Raw genomic sequence first — 19,763 nt, 5'->3', positions numbered from 1 at the left:
AAGAAAGAGCGTATGATTTCTTGCAAGCAATTAATATAAAAATATAGATATGAAAGAGCTTCATTTTTCAATGGTCATCAATGCTCCTTTAGAAAAAGTATGGGAAACGCTTTGGAACGACGATAGCTACCGCAAGTGGACAGCCAGTTTTAACCCCGGGTCGTATATGGAGAGCGATTGGAAGGTAGGCGGCAAAACCCTGTTTCTCGACGCTGATCGCAATGGCATGGTCTCGACCATTCAACAATTGGAACCGCCAAAGCTAGTGACGTTTTCCCATTATGGAGAGCTGCGTCAGGGCGTGGAAGATATCACCAGCGAGCGCGTAAAATCAACGGCGGGCGCCATTGAGCGTTATGAGTTGGAACCCAATGGAGGCGGAACCTTGCTTAAAGTAACGGTACAAGTTCCCGGCGAATATGAGGAGATGATGAATGAAGGCTTCACAAAAGGCCTTGAGCAACTTAAAGACCTTTCGGAACAGACCGAAAATGCTGTAAATACCCAACCCTAACTTTTTAAAATTAAAACAAGTAACAATGGCGCTAAAATTAAACCCCTATCTCAATTTTGATGGTAATGCAGCGGAAGCATTCAATTTTTACAAATCAGTGTTTGGCGGCGAATTTGCCGGTGGCATCACGAAGATGGGAGCTGCGCCAGGCGCCGAAAATATTGCTGAGGAAGAAAAAAACCGCGTTATGCATGTCTCGTTGCCTTTGGGCAATGGCCAGACGTTGATGGCTTCCGATATTGTGCCTTCGATGGGGCATAAACTCAATGCCGGAAACAACGTTTATCTTTCTTTGCACCCCGACACCCGGGAAGAAGCAGACCGTTTGTTTAATGCACTTGCTGAGGGTGGCAAAGTTGAAATGCCGATGGAAGACCAGTTTTGGGGCGACTATTTTGGATCGCTTGTGGATCAATTCGGAATTGGGTGGATGGTGAACTATAATCCAAATTTTTAAACGATTAATCTGCGGTATGCGTGAAGCATGAAATTCGGCTGGCATATTTTTAGCGGTTATTTAGAAAATAATTTTATTACCTGTAAAACCCCGACCTTATGTTTGAAACAAAAGAAAAAGAACTGGAACTTCAGTCACGATCTTTACAAATTGTAATGCCTCAATACCGGATGCATACGCAACTTTTTGACAATGCGATTGCAGATATCACTGGCGTGGATGCCTTAAAAAGATTATATGATGTGACGAACCATTTTGTATGGATGGCGGGCAATATGGTGAATACACGGTATTGGCTGGCGAATATCCTCGGCGTGGAAGATCAGGATCCAAACAACGAGCTGTTTAAGGATGCGAAAGCGCTCGATCCGAATGTAAATTATCCGGAATTGAATGACCTTAAACAGCAATGGCACCGGGTTTCGTCTCAGTTATATGATGCGCTCTTGAAAGCGACAGATGAAGAATTGGCCGCCCCTTTCAACTTTGGCATGGGGGTCGCCTTTATTGAAGAAAACAAGCTGAATATGGTAGGCATGTGTTTAGACAGGGAAAGCTATTTGTTGGGACAAATGGGCCTGATGCGGCGCGCCCTGGGATATGAGGGCATGAAATATGATATGAAAGACGATATCAACTATTAACCATTCAAAAGCGTCGGAAGTTCCGGCGCTTTTTTTATGCCGCATTTTCCCAGGCGCCCCAGTTTACCTGAACCTTAATATCGGGATGCAGGCTTTTTGCTACGGGGCAGGTGTTGCCCGTGTGCTTTAAAATGGAGATTGTTTTAGCGTCTAATGCTTTAAGGTTTTCGGGGATATGAACCGTGAGTTCAATGCCGCTCACCCGTCGCGGATCCGCAGCCATTTGTTTCAATACTTCAATGCGGACACTATCAAGATCAAAATCCATAGTACGCGCCTTGATACCCATCACCGTAATCATGCAGGTGGCCAGGCTGGTAGCCAGCAGGTCGGTGGGGGAGAAGCGCTCTCCCTTGCCATTGTTGTCAACCGGGGCATCCGTCTCAAAACTCGAACCGCTTTTCAAATGCGTGCAGTTCGTTCTTAGTGCGCCATTGTAAATAACTTCAGATGTCATAACTTTTATTCAATTTTATTCGGGCTTGAAGATACGCCGATTTAAATATAGATAAATAGCGATCAAAAGAATCGTCAATCGAAAAGCAGCGCGGTAAATGATTAATTTCGTTGGAACATATGAAAGCGAAAGCGATTATTATTATGGGGGTTTCGGGTTGCGGTAAAACAACGGTTGGCCAGGCGTTTGCCCGGCAAAGAGGCTATTCGTTTGTCGATGCCGATGATTTACATCCTGCCGAAAATATCCAGAAAATGAAATCCGGCCATCCGCTCAACGATGCGGACCGCTCAGGTTGGCTGGATCGAATTGTTGGCGTGGCAAGAGCTGCACAGCAGCAAAGCGAGAGCTGCGTGATAGCCTGCTCGGCACTTAAAAAAAAATATCGCGATCAGCTAAGGGAAGGTATTGGATCGGTTGTTTTTATTTATCTTAAGGCCTCGTTTGAAAAAGTGGCGGAACATATGCGACAGCGGAAAGATCATTTTATGCCGCTTGCATTGCTGCAAAGCCAGTTTGATACACTTGAGGAACCCGCGGCGGATGAGGACGCTATAGTTACGATTCACATTGCTGAAAGCCTGGAAGCGACGATTGCGTCCGCGCTGCAGCTGCCTTATTAAAAAAAAGCATGTCTTCAATTCTGATATTAATTATAGGTATTAGCCTTTTGTTGCTTTTGATCGCAGGTGCAAAGCTGAATGCTTTCACGGCGCTTATGCTGATCGGATTATTTATTGGTTTTGCAAACGGCATGGATGCCGACTTGATTGTAACGTCAATCACCAAAGGCATTGGCGACATTATGGGCCCGGTCATTGCCGTGCTTGGATTTGGCGTGATGCTCGGAAGCATTTTGTCTGAAACCGGCGCCACCGCTCAAATCAGCGATCGACTGCTTCAATTATTCGGCGCGAAGCGCGCAAAAATTGCGGTGAGCATTACAAGTTTCTGTGTCGGGCTGGCTTTGTTTTACAATGCCGGATTTGTAGTGTTGATACCACTCGTTTACGCGATCGCCTATAAAGTAAAAGCGCCCTTGGTGTATCTCACCATCGCGATGGCTGCGCCGCTCTCGGTTACGCATGGATTTCTGCCCCCTCACCCGGGGCCGGTTGTGATTGCCAGTATTTTCAACGCTGATATCGGATTAACACTGTTATACGGCCTTTGTATTGCTGTGCCTGTCTTGCTTTTGGCCGCTGTTATTTTTCCTGAAAGCATAAAAAAGGTGACCGCTGCGCCTCCCAAAGGGATTTTTAACGAAGGCAGTATTTCCGATCAGCCACTGCCGGGTTTTGGTATCAGCCTGTTTATTTCTTTGATACCTGTTCTGCTATTAATTGTTTCTACTACAATGCTGATGAGCCTGCCTGAAGAAGGCAGCCTTCAAAATATTTTAAGATTTATCGGCGATCCGGGCATGTCGCTTTTAATAGCTGTCATGTTTGCGGTGCTGTTCCTGGGACATTTTAAGGGTATGCGCGTTAGCGCGCTTATGGATAAGACGACGGAAGCCATCGGCGCCATAGCCCCCATTATTCTGATAACCGCTGCCGGCGGCGCTTTAAAGCAGGTGCTGATAGCGAGTGGAACCGGCGAGGCGATCGCTTCTTTTTTCAGGGCAAGTTCTTTGCCTCCGTTGCTATTGGGTTGGCTGGTAGCTACCATTCTCCGCATTGCCATAGGTTCGGCTACAGTTGCTGGACTTACAGCCGCCGGTATTGTTCAACCGTTAATCGGGAGTATGCATGTAAGCCCGGAGTTAATGGTGTTGGCTATTGGCGCAGGAAGTTTGATGTGCTCTCATGTCAATGATACTGGATTCTGGATGTTTAAAGAATATTTGGGTTTGAACCTCAGGGATACTTTTAAAACCTGGACCATGATGGAGTCGATTATCGGCGTAGCGGGATTATTGTCGGTGTTGTTGCTAAATATGGTTATTTAATTAGCGTGACATCTGTAGCGGGCTCCGATCCAGCGCATTAATTTTATCCCGGTAGGCCGACGGTAACAAACAATGACGGATAAGAGCATCCACCTGTAGCGTTTTTGATATTTTATAAAACGGAACAGCAGGTCTTAAAAGCGACTTATTGTTCAGGTGTAGTAGCTTTTTTACGATGGTGGGCACAATAAGTTTTTGACCCTCCAGCAAGATGCGAAACCTAAAATGTCCCAAATGCTTTTTATACTGTTTAAAAAGGTCTGCGGTAAAGTGGCTATAGGTGAGGTTTTGTTGCAAATGCGCGGCTCTGACCGGTAACCATGCTGCATAATTTGGAGGCAGTTCCGGAATTTGCATGCGAAGGCCCAACCGATAAAAAACATCATACACTTCGTCTTTTTCTGCCTTCGTTAATTTTTTTTCAAGCAATTCGTAAGCGGCAATTGAATAGTGGATTAACATAAACAAAACATCCCTGTAAGCCCAATCGGGGATGGAATAGCCCCTACTTTGCTCCACGTGTTGGTGGATATGCGAAATCTTATCAATCGCCTGGTGGGCTTTTTCAGTTGTTGCAAACACGATGTCTTTGGCATAGCTGACGGTCGTAAAAAGCCGGCCCAACGGATCGGAGGGCAGTTTGCCGGTAAAATAAAGCCAGTCCACCGCTTTGTTTAAAGCAAATTCGGCGGCAGCGCCAGCGAAAATAAAAAGTATCGTGTCGCTCCTGCCCCAAATTTTCCTGACAACCGAAGTCTCTGAAGTAAATAAAGCGGACATAGAAAATATTTTACGGTTGGCGGCATCCCTCAAGTGAAATGGCGCCTTCTTTCCAGGTGCTTTTGAAAACGGGATCCTAAAAAAGAAAAAAGAAAACCTACGAGTAGCGATGTCAATACCACGAGGCCGGGCGCTACTTCGTCTGAGGGCGGAATTCTTTTTAATAGTACGAATTTGAAAATAAACAGGAAACCTGCGCAGCCGATGATAAAGCCTCCGGTTTTAGCGATCTTATTTCTCATGGCTCAACGATTTTAAAAAATGAAAAGATAAATTTCATTCAAATTTATAGAAAGTACTTTGAATTACAAAGTAAAACTATGTTAAGATTTTGCCGGCGAAATTTCTAACTGGCAGCTGCGGCCTTCAAGCGTATTTAGTTTTCGAAAACGATCGTCTTGTTATGATATAGTAAAACCCTGTCCTGGAAGGTAAACTGAAGGGCGTTTGCCAAAACAGATTTTTCAATTTCGCGGCCGAGGCGCATCATATCCTTTACTGAGTGGGCATGGTTTACAGCAATGGTTTGCTGCGCGATGATCGGCCCATCGTCCAGGACATTGGTAACAAAATGAGCCGTGGCGCCAATCAATTTAACGCCCCGTTCATGGGCCTGTTTGTAAGGGTGCGCGCCGATAAAAGCGGGGAGGAAAGAGTGATGGATATTGATGATTTGTGACGGATAACGGGCGATAAAGTTGGGGGAAAGAATCCGCATGAATTTGGCGAGCACAATATAATCAAATTCATACTGGGAAAGCGTTTCCAGCATCTCCTGTTCAAACACATGTTTGTCTTTTCCCTCATGTGCAATATGGTGGAAAGGGATATCAAATTTTTCAGTAAGCGGTTGTAAAGCACTGTAGTTACCAATGACACATTGAACTTCCGCCCCAAGCGTGTTGAAATAATTACGCAGCAAAATATCGCCGAGGCAGTGGTGTTCTTTGGTAACAAGCACCGCTATTTTCTTTTTGTTATAGGGCCGAAGGCTGATCTCCGTGTCTTCGGGAAGTTTCTTTTTGATAGCTGTTTGCAACTGCTCCAGGTTGGGCGAGCCCTGAATTTCTACCCGAATATAAAACCGGTTTTCATCCACGTTCACAAACTCTTTCATCGATATGATATTCAGATTTTCCGCCGCCATAATCGCAGCAATTTCGGCTACCAGGCCCACGCGATCGCTACATTGTAAAAGGATGACCATTACCGTTAATGATTTGCAGTTGCTAAATTATTTGTGAATTGTTCCAGGCTCTCGAATATCAAATCAATGTCGGGATGCGGCTGGCTGATATTTTTATTAGTGGATGTTATAAACACAGTATAAAGTCCGGCATACCGGCCAAATTTCATATCACTTAAACTATTGCCAACAACAATTGATTTTTTTAAATCTATGTCCGGGAAATCGGTCATCGCCTGAAAAGCCATGCCCGGGTTGGGTTTTCGGTAAAAAGATTGCGCCTCTTTATCTGTACAAAAATAGATCTTTTGAATTTGGCCGCCCACATCGCTAATCCCTTGTAACATTTTTTCATTCATCGCCAGCAGGTCGTCGTACTTGATAATGCCCCGCCCAACGCCGCGCTGGTTGGTAACTACAATTATATATTTGAACCTATTGGTAAGTTGCCGGAACAGCGCCGGCGCTCCGTCGGTAAATATAAACTCATCTGGCGTTGTAATGTATCCACCCGGATTGTCATGGTTAATCACGCCGTCACGATCTAAAAAAAGCGTCCAGTCATTGTTAATATCTTGAAGGTCGAGCTTAGGTTTGGTACATTCGTGTTGGGCCCGTTGGTAGTCCTCGGGAATGCCGATGTCAATAAAATAACGGTCCATTTCTAATCCCGAAAAAATGCCATCCTGTACAAATTTTTCCAGATATTCTTTTTCGAATGAAAATTTCTGAGTGAAATCTCTTTTCAGAAAGGCCGACCTATTAAGCAGGTAAAGCCCGGCATTGATCAACCCTTCGGAATAATATTGTTTTTCTTTGAAACTGGTAACGATGTTTTCATCGTTTATTTCAACAACACCATAGCGATCGAAATTTTTCATCGGTTTAAGCGCCAGCGTGCACTCACAACCGCTTTCTAAATGCTGCGTTAATTGTGCTGCGGCATTAAACTCAAATAAGGTGTCTCCATTGGCAACGAACACATGGGGCTGTTTGGTTTTCTGTAAGGCAAACCGAATCGCTCCGCCAGTGCCCAGTGGCTCTTTCTCAACAACAAAATCATAATCGAGCTCGGGAAATGCTACTCTCAGCCAGTCTAAAATGGCTTCGTGCATGTAACCAAGGCTAAACACAATTCTGCTGACACCCTGCATGCGCAGCGCGTTAATAACGTAATACAAAAATGGCCGGCCTGCGACTGGCGCCATGCATTTCGGCAAATCGGCAACGACAGCGCGCAAGCGGGTGCCGAGGCCTCCGGCTAAAATGATCGCTTCGTAATTTTTTTGCGGGCGTGCATCCCGCTGATTGGCGGAAAGATCTTTTTGTAGGCTCATCATAACATGCTCATAGCTCAATGGATCAGTGAAATTTTCTGCGCGAAGATCAGGCTTATTCAGCAAAATATTTTTCTTCTACCAGCTGACAAATGATATGTCCTAAAAGCATATGCGACTCTTGTATGCGCGGTGTATCAGCTGAAGGGATATTAATTAGATAGTCGCTAGAAGCCTTCATGTTGCCGCCGCTTTCGCCGGTGAAGCCGACAGTAGCCATTCCTTTTTCTTTGGCGGTTTCAAAGGCCTGAACAATATTTTTTGAATTCCCCGAAGTGCTTAACCCGATCAGTATATCGCCCGGCTTGCCCAGTCCCTGAATCAGGCGGGCATAAATCAGGTCAAAACTATAATCGTTGGCCACTGCCGTCAAATACGAAGTGTTGCAATGCAATGCTTCGGCCGGAAGTGCGTGGCGGTCTTTATAGAAACGGCCGCTAAATTCTGCAGCCAGGTGTTGCGCGTCGGCAGCGCTTCCTCCATTTCCGCAAAAATAAACGCTGTTGCCATTTTTAAAGGTGCTGACGATCAGGTCAGTTACTTGTTCCACCACCTGAAGCAGGGCATTGTTTTCTAACACCTGCTGCTTGGTGGCAATGGATTGTTGAATTAAATTTTTGATCTGATTACTCATAATTTTTTTTATACACTCCAGGTTTTTAATCCATGTTTGGTAAACTGATAAGTGCGGTTGACGCCGCCAAACGTGTGTAACGCTTCTTTCACTTTGTATTTCGAATTGCCGGGGCAGTAGAAAACCATGAAGCCACCGCCTCCCGCGCCGCTTATCTTTCCGCCGGTAGCGCCCGCTGCTTTGGCGGCTGTATAAATATCATCAATCAACTGATTATTGATGCCCTGCGCCATTTTTCTTTTTTGCTCAAAACCGATATTTAGGATATGCCCAATTTCGTGCAGTTGCCCTTTGAGCAATGCTTCTTTCATCATTTGTGCCTGCTGTTTTAATTGGTGCATGGCTTCAATCGAATCCTGCTTTTTGGCGACCACGTTTTTGCTCTGTTCTTCAATTATTTTTGCCGATGCGCGGCTGGTGGAAGTGTAATAAAGCAGAAGATTATTCTCCAATTCGTCGAGATAACGTTGCCTGATTCTTAAAGGATTTACAATGACTTTATCATCACTATAAAATTCCATAAAATTAAAACCTCCGAAGGTTGCGGCATATTGATCCTGGCGGCCGCCTGCAAGATGCAGATCGCAGCGCTCAATGTCGTACGCATAGTGCGCAATATCATACTCGCCAAGCGGCAGTTGCAGCATTTCGGTAAAAGCGCCAACAATGGCAACCACCAAAGTCGAAGAAGTGCCTAGCCCCGATCCGGCGGGTGCGTCGACAAAAGTGCTTAATTTAAAACCTCTTTTTTCAAATGGATAATCTTTTTGAATGCGATTATAAACGCCTTTCAGCAAATCGAGATGTCCGTTAATCGGCAGTGCGTCAGACCAGTCAAAAGTCTCTGTTTCCTGCCGGTCAAATGCTTCCAGGACGATCTTGTTTTCTTCAATTTCTTCAATCGTAGCATTCGCGCTAAGTGATATTGTTGCGTTTAGTATCGCGCCGCCAAATTCATCGCAATAGGGGCTGACATCCGTTCCTCCGCCCGCCAGGCCAATTCTTAAAGGCGCCTTACTTCTGTGGATCATTGTTTTTTATAAGTTTAACCATTATTTTTTTTCGTCGATTGACGGCCGGTTCATTGTTCCCGATACGGCTTCAATGGCATTGACAATATGCGCCCAGCTATATTTTTCTTTTTCGCTGCGAAGATGTGGAATAAAATGATTTTCTCCTAATTCGTAAAATTCCCCGATGGCGCCGGCGATCGAAGCCGCATCGGGCTCCACCACGAGGCCGCATTTCCCGTGCTGAACCAAATCGGGCAACCCGCCCACATTGGTAACGATCATTGGTTTTTCGAAATAATAGGCCAATGGCGTCACGCCGCTCTGTGTGGCATTTTTATAAGGCTGTATCAAAACGTCGGCCGCACATAAATAATACCGCACCTCGCTGTCGGGAATAAATTCAGTTTTTAAAATTAACCGATTGCTGATGCCTAGCTGATCGATCATCGCCTGGTAGGGTTTTTCATCTTCATAAAACTCGCCTGCGATCAAAAGCTTTGTACCTAAACCGGCGGCGTCGGTTTTTTGCAGGGCTTCGAGCAACAAATCGAGACCTTTATATTTCCTTATAAATCCAAAGAATAAAACAATTTTATCCTTTGGGTTAATCTGAAGGTGTTGGCGCGCGGCTGCTTTGGAAATGATTTGCCCAAAATTATCATACAGCGGATGCTGCACCAATGCAGCGGGCTTCGACGTGAAGGTTCTTAAGTCAGACAACACTTTGTCGCTCATCGTAATGAAGCCATCACAGGCAGCTGTAAAATATTTGGTGAACAGATGGTCACCAGGCCTTTTTTCATGCGGAATAATATTATCGGCAATACACACAATCCTGGTATGTTTATTTCTTCTTACCCGTCTCAAAATAGTGCCGAGTGCGGGCCCCATGAAAGGCAACCAATATCGAACCACAATGATATCAGGTTGCTTCCTGGCAAGTTCGTTGCCTACCGATAGCCAGTTGAGCGGGTTGACTGAGTTTATTTTGGAATGAATTTCAAGTCCTTCCGGGGCAGGCTCATCCGAATATTGAGTTTTGCCCGGAAACAGGATCGCGGGGTATTGGAGGCTAAAGGAATAGATGGAACATTCGTGTCCCATCGCTAAAAATTCTTTTGCTAAACGATGGTTGAACGTTGCTAACCCGCCGCGCAAAGGGTGCGCCGGACCTATGATAATTACTTTGGCCATAACAGGAGGCAAATGTAACTGATCTGCCGATAAGTTAAAACGCTTTCGTTGGCCGGGGTTTGCCGGCGTGCATGCGACGTGGAGCGAAAGCCGGATGGCTCATTTCATAAGGTTCTGTCAGCTTGAAGCATTTTATTTGCTTAATAAAATTACATTTGCGGCATGAGGCGTAGTTTAGAAGATAGTTACCGACATAAGGGACTGAGAAAAAAGCTGGTAGACACGGTAAAAGGAAAGGGTATCCAAAATAAACTGGTGCTCGAAGCTATTCATCAGGTGCCCCGGCATTTCTTTTTGGATTCTGCTTTTGATGATGTTGCCTATACGGACAAGGCTTTTCCTATCGGCGAAGGGCAGACTATTTCACAGCCTTACACGGTAGCCTATCAGTCTGAATTGCTTGATTTAAAAAAAGGCGACAAAGTACTGGAAATCGGTACCGGAAGCGCTTACCAGGCGGTCATCCTGGCAGCGATGGGCGCGAAGGTTTTTACCATTGAGCGGCAGAAAAAATTATTCGATGAGAATAAATCTTTTGCTTATTTAAAGCAATATGCAAACATCAAGTTTTTTTATGGCGATGGTTTTTTGGGATTGCCCACTTTTGCGCCCTTCGACAAAGTGATTGTGACTGCTGCCGCTCCTGAGATCCCGCCCAAGCTGCTGGAGCAAATGAAAATCGGTGGTAAAATGGTGATTCCCGTCGATACCGGCGACGTGCAGCAAATGAGAAGGGTGACTAAACTGGAAGACGGCATCGATATCGAATATTTTGATAACTTTTCATTTGTACCCATGCTTCAGGGCAAAAATTCCTGACCCTCTTTATGAAAGGAACGTTGCGCATTTTTTTTACCGGCATGCTCGTGAGTTTTTTGGGAACGCTGCCATTGGGCACGCTCAATATTGCCGCGATGCAAATTGCCATTGCGGAATCCGTAAAAAATGCAATGTTGTTTTCATTGGGCGCGCTGACTGCTGAAATGGTATATGTCCGTATTTCGCTGGTAGCGATGGACTGGGTGCGAAAGCAAAAGAAAATCTTTAAACTGTTGGAATGGCTGACGCTGGCGATTGTTCTGGCTTTAGCCATTGCAAGTTTTATAGCGGCTTCCAGCCCGCATCAGGATAAAAATATTATTCTGAACAACGATTTGCCCTCGTTTCTTTTGGGTTTAACGATGGGCGCTATCAATCCGATGCAGATTCCTTTTTGGTTTGGATGGAGTACGGTTTTACTTACCAGGAAAGTATTGCTTCCCAACAAAAACCACTACAATTTTTATACGGTAGGGATTGGTATTGGCACTTTGATCGGCAATAGCCTTTTTATTTTCGGGGGAAGGTTGGTGGCTGCCAAAATTCAAAACAACCAATCGATTGTTAATTATACAATAGCGGGCATCTTTTTTTTAACAGCGCTTATACAAATGTGGCGCATGTTCGTCAATAAAAAGGATGTAAACAATAAAATCGAAGAAGCAGAGCACCGCCAAACTACTTAGCCAGACTATTTAATTTAGTTCTTCTGTCCATTTATCCCGGTCGTCAGGACTGAATTTCCAGGGCGCAAAATTATTCTCAACATTGCTGAACATGGCATTCCATTCTTGGGGCGCGTTGCTTTCTTCCATAACCAGCTGGCGGCGCAATTGAAGAATAATATCGAGTGGGTTGATGCTTACCGGGCATTCCTGAACACAAGCGTTGCAGGTGGTGCAGGCGCGCAATTCTTCAACAGAAATGTAGTCGTGCAAAAGCGTTTTGCCGTCCTCTACGAAGGATTTATTAGCATCAACATTTTTACCCACTTCCTCAGCGCGGTCGCGCGTGTCCATCATAATTTTTCGGGGCGATAATTTTTTGCCGGTAATATTGGCCGGGCAGGCCGCCGAGCAACGCCCGCATTCTGTGCAGGTGTAGGCATCGAGTATATTTTTCCAGCTAAGATCCATGACGTCTTTGGCGCCAAACTTTTCCGGCGGCGCAGCATCGGTAGGCGCCAGTTCGGGTTGCATGGCATATAAGACCTCATTTTGAACATCCGTCATGTTTTCCATCTTGCCCATCGGGCTGAGTTTGTTATAATAAGCGTTGGGGAAAGCCAGTAAAATATGCAAGTGTTTTGAAATGGGCAGATAATTGAGGAAAGCGAAAATACCGGCGATGTGAAGCCACCAGCAAACCCGCTCCACTGCAACAAGCTGCTGTTCGTTTAGCCCGGAGAGTAACGGCTGAATCAATTGCGACACGATGAAAGACCCGGTCGGAGAAGCCGCATAGTGGGCGGATCCGCGGGTTTGAAGCAGGCTGTCTGCCGCGTTCATCGTCAGGAACAGTGACATAAGCACTATTTCAGTAATTAAAATATAATTGGCATCGCTTTTAGGCCAGCCGTTTAAATCTTTACTGATGAGCCTTCTTATCTTCAACGCATTTCTCCTGATCAAAAAAATCGCGCAGGACACAATAACCAACACCGCCAGCACTTCAAAAGCATTGATCAGGAACGAATAAAAACCACCGAGCGCGGCAGCAAACAGCCGGTGGGTTCCCAAAAGCCCGTCGAGCACAATTTCTAGCACTTCTATATTGATGATTATAAAGCCGGCATAAACCAGAAAATGTAAAAAACCGACCAAAGGGTTGCGAAACATCTTTTTTTGGCCAAAAGCAAGCAGCATCACATTATGCCACCGTTGCGCTTTATGATCGCCAATCGTTTCTTCGCGGCCGAGATTGATATTGCGCCGGATGCGCATAACGCTTTTTGCAAAAATAAAAATTGCGGTTGCCGTGAGCAATAAGAATAAAATTTGTTGAACGATTTGCATGCCATATCCATTAGATATTGCTAATTTACGCGATGTTGGTGAGTATTTATATTTTTGTTCGGGTCAGATGCTTTTGGTGCGGAAGACAATGAAAGTTTCTGATGTAAAAAATAAAAAATGGCAAAAGGAAAACGATATATTCTTCAAAAAGAGATTATTGAAAAAAAGATCAATCGACTCGCACTTGAAATTATAGAAAACAATATTGACGAAAAGGAATTGATATTCGTGGGTGTGGAGCCGAGCGGTGTGATTGTTGCAAAAAAATTATTAACTATTATCCGTTCGCTTGCTTCGGTGGAAGTGCATTTGCTAACGATGAATTTGGATAAAGTGAAGCCTCAGGCGATCGAACTTAGCAGTGAAATGAATTTTGACAACAAAGTGGTGATCATTGTCGATGATGTCACCAATAGCGGCAAAACATTACTCTATGCGTTGAAACCGTTTCTCAACTTTCATCCGAAGAAAATTCAAACGCTCGTGTTGGTTGAGCGTTCACACACGCAATTCCCCATCAACGCCAACTACAAAGGTTTTTCGCTGGCAACAACGCTGCAGGAACATATTATTGTGGAGGTTGATGGCGAAGATATAACGGGTGCCTACCTCGCCTGATCTTTTCAAAAAATTACTGAAAGATTCTTTGTAAAAAAAATTGCAATTCCTTCCAGGAAGCCTGATCAGCAGCGGCATTATAAGCGATATCTAAATTGTATTTTTCGCCAACGGCGGTCGACTGCGGATTGGTAAATGCATGCTTGGCGTTATCATAGCCGATAAAAGAATAATCCGCTCCGGCATTATCCATCTCTTTTTTGAAGTTGCTGACGTCTTTTTCAGGCACCATCGAGTCTGCATTGCCATGGCAAACCAAAATGGCTGCTTTGATCGACCCTTTAGGCGCTGGCGGCAGATTGCCATTCAAGCTGCCGTGAAAGCTGGCCACCCCGTCGAGGTTCTCGCCCAATCTTGCCATATTCAGAACCATACCACCGCCAAAGCAATAACCGATCGCTGCAATTTTTGAAGTGTCAACATTGGTAAATGTTTTTGATTTTATAAGCGCGGCGTTGAAATTGTTTTTTGCCAGTTGCGCATCTTTATAAAATGGCGTCGCCCAGGCGCCGGCACTATCAGGGCTTTCGGTAACTTTCCCATCGCCGTACATATCCACTGCCATTGCATAATAGCCAAGCTCCGCGAGCTGCTTTACACGCGTTTTCGTATAATCATTCACGCCCCACCATTCGGGAACCACCAAAACAACGGGCATATTTGATACACCGTTTTTGTAAGCGGCAAAACTTTTGTAGTTTTTGCTGCCGTCGCTGTAGGTAACCTCTGTAGTGAAAAGACTGTCCGATGCAGCTTCCCCGGCTGCGGCATGCATGCTATCTGCGTCGGCGTTTTTATTAGACGATTGCGTATTGCAACTCATCGCAATGATTGTAAAGGCTGCTATGAAATGGGGCACGTAAAATTTCATCGGAATTATTTTTAAAAATTATATTTTCTGAATGAGGTTTAACAAAACTAATCATTACAAATTTAATTTTTACCTTTATAAAAAACATTCAATGCCCTGATGAATACGAAGAAAATAATTATAGCCATTGATGGAATGTCGAGCTGTGGTAAAAGTACCATTGCTAAGCAGATGGCGCAAAAGCTTAATTATATTTACGTGGATAGCGGGGCCATGTATCGCGCGATTACCCTTTATTTTTTACGGAACAATATTGATTTGACTAACACCGACCAGGTCGTTGACGCTTTGAAAGAAATCGAACTCGACTTCCGGTACAATGATCAGAACAATCAGGTAGAAATATTTCTCAACGAAGAAAACGTAGAATACCTGATCCGGGAAATGCTGGTTGCAGAAAAAGTGAGCGAAGTAGCGGCCCTTGCAGAAGTTAGAAACTTTGCCATCAGGCAACAACAAAAAATGGGGAGGAAAAAAGGTATTATTATGGATGGGCGGGACATTGGGACGGTCGTATTTCCTGACGCTGAGTTGAAATTGTACCTCACAGCCGATAATGCGGTGCGCGTTGAAAGAAGGTTTAAAGAGCTGTATGAAAAAAATCCAAATATCAGCATTGAGGAAGTGGCGCGAAACATAGAAATGCGGGATTATATCGATACCAACAGGGAAATAAGCCCGCTGCGGAAAGCGGATGACGCTATTGAAATTAATAATACCAACCTTACGCCTGAAGAACAATTAGAAAAAGTGCTATCCTTGGCCCACCAGGTTTTGGGTTGATTCTTGCTTATTAAAATACCTCTAAATACGCTTGTATGCACAGCAGACGAAGTTTTCTACAAAAGATCGGATGGGCAACAGCCAGTGTTCCCTTTGTGAACCTCGGCATGAACCAGTTTTCAGCAAAACCACTGTCCGGTGAAAAGCCCCTGCGCGTGGCTTTAATGGGGCTTGGTGGCTATGCCGGCCGCGTGGCTGAAGCCATTCAAAATTGCAAGCGTGTGAAAATTACAGGCCTCATCAGCGGTACTCCCGAAAAATTGCAGCGTTGGGGTGCAAAATATAACGTGCCTGAAGAAAGCCGCTATAATTATGAAAATTTCGATGCTATTGGAAGCAATGCGAATATCGATGCGGTATATGTGATCACGCCCAATGCTTTGCATCACAACCATACAATCCGAGCTGCAAAGGCCGGCAAACATGTGATTTGCGAAAAGCCGATGGCCGTTAGCGTGAAAGAAGGCGAGGAGATGGTGGCCTCTTGTCAAAAAGCCAATGTACAACTTTTGGTGGGCTACCGCATGCATTTTGAACCGCATACGCTCGAAGTGATCAAAATGCGCCACGAAGGTGAATTTGGCAAGATTACATTTTTTCAGGGGCTTTGCGGTTTCAGGATTGGCGACCCGACGCAATGGCGGCTTAACAAAGATTTGGCGGGCGGCGGAGCGCTTATGGATATCGGTATTTATGCGATCAATGGCTGTCGCTACATGGTGGGCGAAGAACCGGCCTGGGTGACGGCACAGGAAACAAAAACCGACCCGGTGAAATTTAAAAAAGGCGTTGACGAAACAATTATGTTTCAGTTTGGCTTCGAAAGCGGCGTGACGGCTTCCTGTTTGTCCACCTACAATATGAATAACCTCGATCGTTTCTTTCTTAATGGAGAAAAGGGTTTTGCAGAAATGCGCCCCTCTACCGGCTATGGCCCGATTAAAGGAAAAACGCACAAGGGAGAGATTAATGCTCCAGTGGTAGTGCACCAGACCGTGCAAATGGATGAGATGGCGGCGATTTTGCTTGACGGCAAAAAACCCTTGGTGCCGGTAGATGGCCTTGAAGGATTGCAAGACCTAAAAATCATTGAGGCAATTTATAAAGCAGCCGCCACCGGAAAAAAAATAGCTTTGAAATAAGCCATAGGAAATGGCATGCCCAAAGGCAGTTTGGCTGAAGCATTGCCAGTCCGAAATAAACTGGCGCGGCCTTCATAATTTTAGGTAATAATCTCTCAAAAGAAACCTGAACCTTTCAGAATAATTTTCATTTTCCCTGATGATCAGCCGTTCAGTCGAACCAGCTTTTTCTTCTTTTGACGCGCGAAGCATGAGCCGAAAAGGCCGGCTATGGCGGTCTGTTTGATACATCAGCGCAAGCCGGTTGATGTGCAGGCCATGCGTGCGTAATATATTTGCTACTGCTTCCTGCCTTTTAGCTGGTAATAGCAGATAACATTCGCCTTGAGGATTAAGCTGCGTGTTGATAATCTTTACCAATTGCTCCAATGTCAACCCCTCATCATGATGGGCAATATTTCTTCCGGAGCTTTCGCCTTTCAGCTCGTTTTCATAAAACGGAGGATTGCTAATGATGAGGTCGTATGTGTGAGGGTAATTAAAACTAACCGCGTCTCCCAGCAAAGGATTGATTCGCGTTCCGAATTTACTGTTTTCGATGTTCGCCTTGCCCTGTTCATAATCGTCGGGTTGCAATTCAATACAGTCTATCAGTGCATCGTTCTTTTGCGCAAGCATTAAGCTCAGTAAACCGCTGCCACTGCCGATGTCGAGCATATTTGCAATTGCGGGGTTATCAGCAATTTGGTCAGCCACCCAGGCGCCAAACAGGCAGCTATCGGTTGTTACCTTCATGCTGCACCGCTCCTGATGAATGGTAAACTGTTTAAACTGAAAATAGGAGTTGGGCATTGCTGGTCCGTAATATCAATGTTGCTGCATCAAAACTATTCAAAACCACGCGCCATGGGCTGAATCGTTAAAGACGAGAAATCTTTTTCTAAAAATTTGTAATGCGCCGTTATCGCGATCATGCCGGCGTTATCCGTGCAGTATTGAAATTCTGGTATAAAAGTCTGCCATCCTTTTTGTTCGCCCATCGCCGTAAAAGCTGTTCTTAAACCACTATTGGCCGACACGCCACCCGCGATACAGAGGTCTTTGATGTTAAGATCTGTAGCGGCTTTGCTGAACTTATTGAGTAGAATCGTAATAATTCTTTTTTGAACAGAGGCGCAGATATCGGCCAGGTTATCTTTGATAAATTGTTGTTGCGCTGCTTCGGTAGCTGCAAAGTTTTCTTTGTAAACCAGGCTTTTGCCGGCATTCATCAGGAAATAGAGGATGGCAGTTTTTAATCCGCTAAAACTAAAGTTATACCCGGGTATCCGGGGTTCCGGAAATTCGAAGCGGTCGCCATTGCCTTCTTTAGCATATTTGTCGATCAGCGGCCCGCCGGGGTAGGGAAGGCCTAATAGTTTCGCGCATTTATCAAATGCCTCACCGGCCGCATCGTCAATTGTTTCTCCGATAATTTCCATTTTTGAAGGGGATTTGCAGAGAATGATCTGCGTATGACCGCCGCTTACTGTCAAACATAAAAATGGGAAACCTGGCTTTTTGTCGGGAATGAGATTAGCGAGCACATGTGCCTGCATGTGATTCACGGCAATCAGCGGTTTGTTGAGCGAGAGCGACAACGATTTAGCAAATTCGGCGCCAACCAACAGCGATCCGATCAAGCCAGGCGCCTGCGTAAACGCAACCGCATCGATATCCTGTAGGATTTTGCCGCTTTTTTGAAGGGCTGTGTCCACCACCGGAACGATATTTTGTAAATGAGCGCGCGAGGCCAGCTCGGGCACTACGCCTCCGTATTGGGCATGCACTGCTTGTGTGGCAATATTGTTGGATAAAATTTTCCCGTCAACGCTAACCGCTGCTGAAGTTTCATCACAGCTGGATTCAATGGCTAAAATTGTAGGCATTCAGCGAAGATAAAATGCAAAAACTGGAATGTAAAATTTTATCAGATGATGTTTCAACATTGAGGAAAAGCGTGGCTGAGGAAAGGCTTTCTTTAACTTCTTATTGCTACCACCGGATCCATTTTAGCGGCTTGCGTAGCCGGGATAATGCCCGCGATGATGCCCACTAAAATACAAATGATAAATGTCCAGATCATATTGGAAACCGAAACATACACCGGGAATTCGAGCGCTTTGGTAAGGATAAAAGCCAGCGCAGCTACCAGCAATAAACCGATGAGGCCGCCGATAATGCAGAGAAAAGCGGCTTCCAAAAGAAATTCTGTGAGGATAATATGCCTTTTCGCGCCAATTGCTTTTTTTAAGCCGATTTGCGGCGTCCTTTCTTTAACCGTTACAAACATGATGTTGGCAATGCCAAACAGGCCAACAATAAGGCTGATGCCGCCAATAATAGCGCCGCCGATATTTAATCCGACAAATGCAGCTTCTACTTCTTTACTGATATCATTGAGATCATTTAGCGCAAAATCCGACTCTTTGGTCGGGCTAAGCCTGTGAATGCTTCGCATAACGCCTTCGAGTTCGTCCTTAAGCGCAGTGCTGTTGATATGATCATATCCTTTGACCATAATTTTGGGATCGGAGTAACGTTCGAGATAGATCGTTTTTGCAAATTGATAGGGGATGATGATGCTTTTGTCAAATTCCCACCCGCCGGTTAATTGCTTTCCCTGTTTTTTAATGACGCCAATCACTTTCACCAGCCGGCCTTTAAGTTTGAGCTGCTTATTGAGCGCTGCTTCAGGAACGATAAAAAGCTTGGTCGCTACTTCATCGCCAATCACCGCTACGTTGGTGCCATAATTGAATTCAGCGTCGGAAATATACCGCCCATGGGCAAAGCTCAGCTTTTGAATATTGTTGTATGCTTCGCTGGCGCCGTAAACTTTTACGCCGCTCAATATAGACCCGGCAAATTCAATGTTATCAGAAATGTCGTAAAAAAAAGCAGCATATTGCGTACTGGGCGACCGCTCTTTAATTTGTTTCAGTTCGTAATATTTGGGGTAGGGGCGGTTGACAAATTTCCACCAGGGGTAATCGGGGCCGCCGCTCCAAACCCATTTGTCGATGAAAATAATATTATTTCCCATCGATTTTATTTCGTTCTGGATATTGCGTTGCAAACTGTTGACTGTTGCCAGCACACCGATGATGCAGAAAATGCCGATCGTAACGCCAAATAAGCTCAGAAAGGTGCGCAGCTTATTTTTTAACAGCTCCTGAAGCGCCATTTTAAAACTATTGGCAATAATTTCTATGGTGCGGCGTAACAATGTTTCTTATTAATAGTAATGATCTGAAAAAGGTAAAGCATTTTATGTGCGCCGTAAAACTACCGAATCCAACTGACATGAACGCTTTCAGGCACAATTTACAGAAAGGCTGTGAAAACTTAAACAAAGGTGTGTGCGTG

At 44.9% G+C, this 19,763-nt stretch carries 23 protein-coding genes; 10 read left to right on the top strand and 13 right to left on the bottom strand.

The features are described from left to right. The first annotated feature begins 49 nt into the window (after nucleotides 1-49). The 3 genes from ABDK00_RS11685 (at nucleotide 50) to ABDK00_RS11675 (ending at nucleotide 1,615) form a co-directional block, all read left to right on the top strand. Nucleotides 50-514 carry an SRPBCC domain-containing protein gene (locus tag ABDK00_RS11685; protein ID WP_346237219.1) on the top strand — a complete coding sequence of 155 codons (465 nt, stop codon included), beginning with the start codon at nucleotides 50-52 and terminating at the stop codon, nucleotides 512-514. A gap of 25 nt (nucleotides 515-539) precedes the next feature. Next, a complete protein-coding gene (locus tag ABDK00_RS11680; protein WP_346237220.1) occupies nucleotides 540-971 on the top strand; it encodes a VOC family protein in 432 nt (143 codons plus the stop codon). A gap of 98 nt (nucleotides 972-1,069) precedes the next feature. Next, nucleotides 1,070-1,615: a DinB family protein gene (locus ABDK00_RS11675; protein WP_346237221.1), complete on the top strand. Its 546-nt coding sequence runs from the start codon at nucleotides 1,070-1,072 to the stop codon at nucleotides 1,613-1,615. Nucleotides 1,616-1,649: 34 nt separating this feature from the next. Here ABDK00_RS11675 and ABDK00_RS11670 read toward each other — a convergent pair whose 3' ends face one another. Next, entirely contained in the window at nucleotides 1,650-2,072 is a 423-nt protein-coding gene (locus ABDK00_RS11670; RefSeq protein ID WP_346237222.1) for an OsmC family protein, read from the bottom strand. Between the two features lie 119 nt (nucleotides 2,073-2,191). Between ABDK00_RS11670 and ABDK00_RS11665 the strand changes: the two genes are divergently transcribed. Then, entirely contained in the window at nucleotides 2,192-2,695 is a 504-nt protein-coding gene (locus ABDK00_RS11665; RefSeq protein ID WP_346237223.1) for a gluconokinase, read from the top strand. Nucleotides 2,696-2,703: 8 nt separating this feature from the next. Next, a complete protein-coding gene (locus ABDK00_RS11660) occupies nucleotides 2,704-4,023 on the top strand; it encodes a gluconate:H+ symporter (protein ID WP_346237224.1) in 1,320 nt (439 codons plus the stop codon). On the opposite strand, the gene ABDK00_RS11655 is transcribed toward ABDK00_RS11660, so the two are convergent. The 7 genes from ABDK00_RS11655 to ABDK00_RS11625 form a co-directional block, all read right to left on the bottom strand. Further along, a complete protein-coding gene (locus tag ABDK00_RS11655) occupies nucleotides 4,024-4,803 on the bottom strand; it encodes an oxygenase MpaB family protein (protein ID WP_346237225.1) in 780 nt (259 codons plus the stop codon). A gap of 29 nt (nucleotides 4,804-4,832) precedes the next feature. Beyond that, nucleotides 4,833-5,045: a hypothetical protein gene (locus ABDK00_RS11650; protein ID WP_346237226.1), complete on the bottom strand. Its 213-nt coding sequence runs from the start codon at nucleotides 5,043-5,045 to the stop codon at nucleotides 4,833-4,835. A 134-nt stretch (nucleotides 5,046-5,179) separates the two neighbouring features. Further along, nucleotides 5,180-6,010: a formyltetrahydrofolate deformylase gene (purU, locus tag ABDK00_RS11645; protein ID WP_346237227.1), complete on the bottom strand. Its 831-nt coding sequence runs from the start codon at nucleotides 6,008-6,010 to the stop codon at nucleotides 5,180-5,182. 5 nt (nucleotides 6,011-6,015) lie between these two features. Next, a complete protein-coding gene (locus ABDK00_RS11640) occupies nucleotides 6,016-7,329 on the bottom strand; it encodes an HAD-IIIA family hydrolase (RefSeq protein WP_346237228.1) in 1,314 nt (437 codons plus the stop codon). Nucleotides 7,330-7,381: 52 nt separating this feature from the next. Then, a complete protein-coding gene (locus tag ABDK00_RS11635; protein WP_346237229.1) occupies nucleotides 7,382-7,960 on the bottom strand; it encodes a D-sedoheptulose 7-phosphate isomerase in 579 nt (192 codons plus the stop codon). Nucleotides 7,961-7,968: 8 nt separating this feature from the next. Next, on the bottom strand, nucleotides 7,969-8,991 hold the full coding sequence (locus tag ABDK00_RS11630) for a dehydrogenase (protein WP_346237230.1): 1,023 nt from the start codon (nucleotides 8,989-8,991) through the stop codon (nucleotides 7,969-7,971). A gap of 21 nt (nucleotides 8,992-9,012) precedes the next feature. Then, nucleotides 9,013-10,167 (bottom strand): glycosyltransferase, encoded by a 1,155-nt coding sequence (locus tag ABDK00_RS11625; RefSeq protein WP_346237231.1) that lies wholly within the window; start codon nucleotides 10,165-10,167, stop codon nucleotides 9,013-9,015. A 162-nt stretch (nucleotides 10,168-10,329) separates the two neighbouring features. Between ABDK00_RS11625 and ABDK00_RS11620 the strand changes: the two genes are divergently transcribed. Next, nucleotides 10,330-10,986, top strand: coding sequence for a protein-L-isoaspartate(D-aspartate) O-methyltransferase (locus tag ABDK00_RS11620; RefSeq protein WP_346237232.1), 657 nt, complete (start codon nucleotides 10,330-10,332; stop codon nucleotides 10,984-10,986). 8 nt (nucleotides 10,987-10,994) lie between these two features. Then, the gene (locus ABDK00_RS11615; RefSeq protein WP_346237233.1) at nucleotides 10,995-11,672 is read left to right on the top strand and encodes a LysE family translocator; all 678 of its coding nucleotides are present in this window, start codon (nucleotides 10,995-10,997) and stop codon (nucleotides 11,670-11,672) included. Between the two features lie 9 nt (nucleotides 11,673-11,681). On the opposite strand, the gene ABDK00_RS11610 is transcribed toward ABDK00_RS11615, so the two are convergent. Then, nucleotides 11,682-13,001 carry a (Fe-S)-binding protein gene (locus ABDK00_RS11610; RefSeq protein WP_346237234.1) on the bottom strand — a complete coding sequence of 440 codons (1,320 nt, stop codon included), beginning with the start codon at nucleotides 12,999-13,001 and terminating at the stop codon, nucleotides 11,682-11,684. A gap of 117 nt (nucleotides 13,002-13,118) precedes the next feature. Between ABDK00_RS11610 and ABDK00_RS11605 the strand changes: the two genes are divergently transcribed. Next, the gene (locus ABDK00_RS11605; RefSeq protein WP_346237235.1) at nucleotides 13,119-13,619 is read left to right on the top strand and encodes a phosphoribosyltransferase family protein; all 501 of its coding nucleotides are present in this window, start codon (nucleotides 13,119-13,121) and stop codon (nucleotides 13,617-13,619) included. A 13-nt stretch (nucleotides 13,620-13,632) separates the two neighbouring features. Here the strand turns inward: ABDK00_RS11605 and ABDK00_RS11600 are convergent, their stop codons facing one another. Next, nucleotides 13,633-14,490: a dienelactone hydrolase family protein gene (locus ABDK00_RS11600; RefSeq protein WP_346237236.1), complete on the bottom strand. Its 858-nt coding sequence runs from the start codon at nucleotides 14,488-14,490 to the stop codon at nucleotides 13,633-13,635. Between the two features lie 99 nt (nucleotides 14,491-14,589). On the opposite strand from ABDK00_RS11600, the gene cmk reads away from it, so the two are divergent. Both cmk and ABDK00_RS11590 read left to right on the top strand, forming a co-directional pair. Further along, on the top strand, nucleotides 14,590-15,273 hold the full coding sequence (gene cmk, locus ABDK00_RS11595; protein WP_346237237.1) for a (d)CMP kinase: 684 nt from the start codon (nucleotides 14,590-14,592) through the stop codon (nucleotides 15,271-15,273). A 35-nt stretch (nucleotides 15,274-15,308) separates the two neighbouring features. Further along, on the top strand, nucleotides 15,309-16,415 hold the full coding sequence (locus tag ABDK00_RS11590) for a Gfo/Idh/MocA family oxidoreductase (RefSeq protein ID WP_346237238.1): 1,107 nt from the start codon (nucleotides 15,309-15,311) through the stop codon (nucleotides 16,413-16,415). A gap of 72 nt (nucleotides 16,416-16,487) precedes the next feature. Here the strand turns inward: ABDK00_RS11590 and ABDK00_RS11585 are convergent, their stop codons facing one another. The 3 genes from ABDK00_RS11585 to ABDK00_RS11575 all read right to left on the bottom strand — a co-directional run bounded on the left by ABDK00_RS11585 (nucleotide 16,488) and on the right by ABDK00_RS11575 (nucleotide 19,623). After that, nucleotides 16,488-17,207, bottom strand: a complete 720-nt coding sequence (locus ABDK00_RS11585; protein ID WP_346237239.1) for a tRNA1(Val) (adenine(37)-N6)-methyltransferase — start codon at nucleotides 17,205-17,207, stop codon at nucleotides 16,488-16,490. 35 nt (nucleotides 17,208-17,242) lie between these two features. Further along, complete coding sequence (tsaD, locus tag ABDK00_RS11580) at nucleotides 17,243-18,283, bottom strand: tRNA (adenosine(37)-N6)-threonylcarbamoyltransferase complex transferase subunit TsaD (RefSeq protein ID WP_346237240.1); 1,041 nt, start codon at nucleotides 18,281-18,283, stop codon at nucleotides 17,243-17,245. 92 nt (nucleotides 18,284-18,375) lie between these two features. Further along, nucleotides 18,376-19,623 (bottom strand): ABC transporter permease, encoded by a 1,248-nt coding sequence (locus ABDK00_RS11575; protein ID WP_346237241.1) that lies wholly within the window; start codon nucleotides 19,621-19,623, stop codon nucleotides 18,376-18,378. Nucleotides 19,624-19,763 lie beyond the last annotated feature (140 nt).

Source organism: Niabella insulisoli (assembly GCF_039652435.2).
Lineage (GTDB): Bacteria > Bacteroidota > Bacteroidia > Chitinophagales > Chitinophagaceae > Niabella > Niabella insulamsoli.
The sequence above is the reverse complement of the archived record's forward strand: the minus strand, read 5'-3'. Positions and strand labels throughout refer to the sequence as shown.

What these genes read in the sequence shown, in the direction of transcription:
- ABDK00_RS11685 (WP_346237219.1), top strand. Translation starts at nt 50, where the DNA reads ATGAAAGAGCTTCATTTTTCAATGGTCATCAATGCTCCTTTAGAAAAA.
- ABDK00_RS11680 (WP_346237220.1), top strand. Translation starts at nt 540, where the DNA reads ATGGCGCTAAAATTAAACCCCTATCTCAATTTTGATGGTAATGCAGCG.
- ABDK00_RS11675 (WP_346237221.1), top strand. Translation starts at nt 1,070, where the DNA reads ATGTTTGAAACAAAAGAAAAAGAACTGGAACTTCAGTCACGATCTTTA.
- ABDK00_RS11670 (WP_346237222.1), bottom strand. Translation starts at nt 2,072, where the DNA reads ATGACATCTGAAGTTATTTACAATGGCGCACTAAGAACGAACTGCACG.
- ABDK00_RS11665 (WP_346237223.1), top strand. Translation starts at nt 2,192, where the DNA reads ATGAAAGCGAAAGCGATTATTATTATGGGGGTTTCGGGTTGCGGTAAA.
- ABDK00_RS11660 (WP_346237224.1), top strand. Translation starts at nt 2,704, where the DNA reads ATGTCTTCAATTCTGATATTAATTATAGGTATTAGCCTTTTGTTGCTT.
- ABDK00_RS11655 (WP_346237225.1), bottom strand. Translation starts at nt 4,803, where the DNA reads ATGTCCGCTTTATTTACTTCAGAGACTTCGGTTGTCAGGAAAATTTGG.
- ABDK00_RS11650 (WP_346237226.1), bottom strand. Translation starts at nt 5,045, where the DNA reads ATGAGAAATAAGATCGCTAAAACCGGAGGCTTTATCATCGGCTGCGCA.
- purU (WP_346237227.1), bottom strand. Translation starts at nt 6,010, where the DNA reads ATGGTCATCCTTTTACAATGTAGCGATCGCGTGGGCCTGGTAGCCGAA.
- ABDK00_RS11640 (WP_346237228.1), bottom strand. Translation starts at nt 7,329, where the DNA reads ATGATGAGCCTACAAAAAGATCTTTCCGCCAATCAGCGGGATGCACGC.
- ABDK00_RS11635 (WP_346237229.1), bottom strand. Translation starts at nt 7,960, where the DNA reads ATGAGTAATCAGATCAAAAATTTAATTCAACAATCCATTGCCACCAAG.
- ABDK00_RS11630 (WP_346237230.1), bottom strand. Translation starts at nt 8,991, where the DNA reads ATGATCCACAGAAGTAAGGCGCCTTTAAGAATTGGCCTGGCGGGCGGA.
- ABDK00_RS11625 (WP_346237231.1), bottom strand. Translation starts at nt 10,167, where the DNA reads ATGGCCAAAGTAATTATCATAGGTCCGGCGCACCCTTTGCGCGGCGGG.
- ABDK00_RS11620 (WP_346237232.1), top strand. Translation starts at nt 10,330, where the DNA reads ATGAGGCGTAGTTTAGAAGATAGTTACCGACATAAGGGACTGAGAAAA.
- ABDK00_RS11615 (WP_346237233.1), top strand. Translation starts at nt 10,995, where the DNA reads ATGAAAGGAACGTTGCGCATTTTTTTTACCGGCATGCTCGTGAGTTTT.
- ABDK00_RS11610 (WP_346237234.1), bottom strand. Translation starts at nt 13,001, where the DNA reads ATGCAAATCGTTCAACAAATTTTATTCTTATTGCTCACGGCAACCGCA.
- ABDK00_RS11605 (WP_346237235.1), top strand. Translation starts at nt 13,119, where the DNA reads ATGGCAAAAGGAAAACGATATATTCTTCAAAAAGAGATTATTGAAAAA.
- ABDK00_RS11600 (WP_346237236.1), bottom strand. Translation starts at nt 14,490, where the DNA reads ATGAAATTTTACGTGCCCCATTTCATAGCAGCCTTTACAATCATTGCG.
- cmk (WP_346237237.1), top strand. Translation starts at nt 14,590, where the DNA reads ATGAATACGAAGAAAATAATTATAGCCATTGATGGAATGTCGAGCTGT.
- ABDK00_RS11590 (WP_346237238.1), top strand. Translation starts at nt 15,309, where the DNA reads ATGCACAGCAGACGAAGTTTTCTACAAAAGATCGGATGGGCAACAGCC.
- ABDK00_RS11585 (WP_346237239.1), bottom strand. Translation starts at nt 17,207, where the DNA reads ATGCCCAACTCCTATTTTCAGTTTAAACAGTTTACCATTCATCAGGAG.
- tsaD (WP_346237240.1), bottom strand. Translation starts at nt 18,283, where the DNA reads ATGCCTACAATTTTAGCCATTGAATCCAGCTGTGATGAAACTTCAGCA.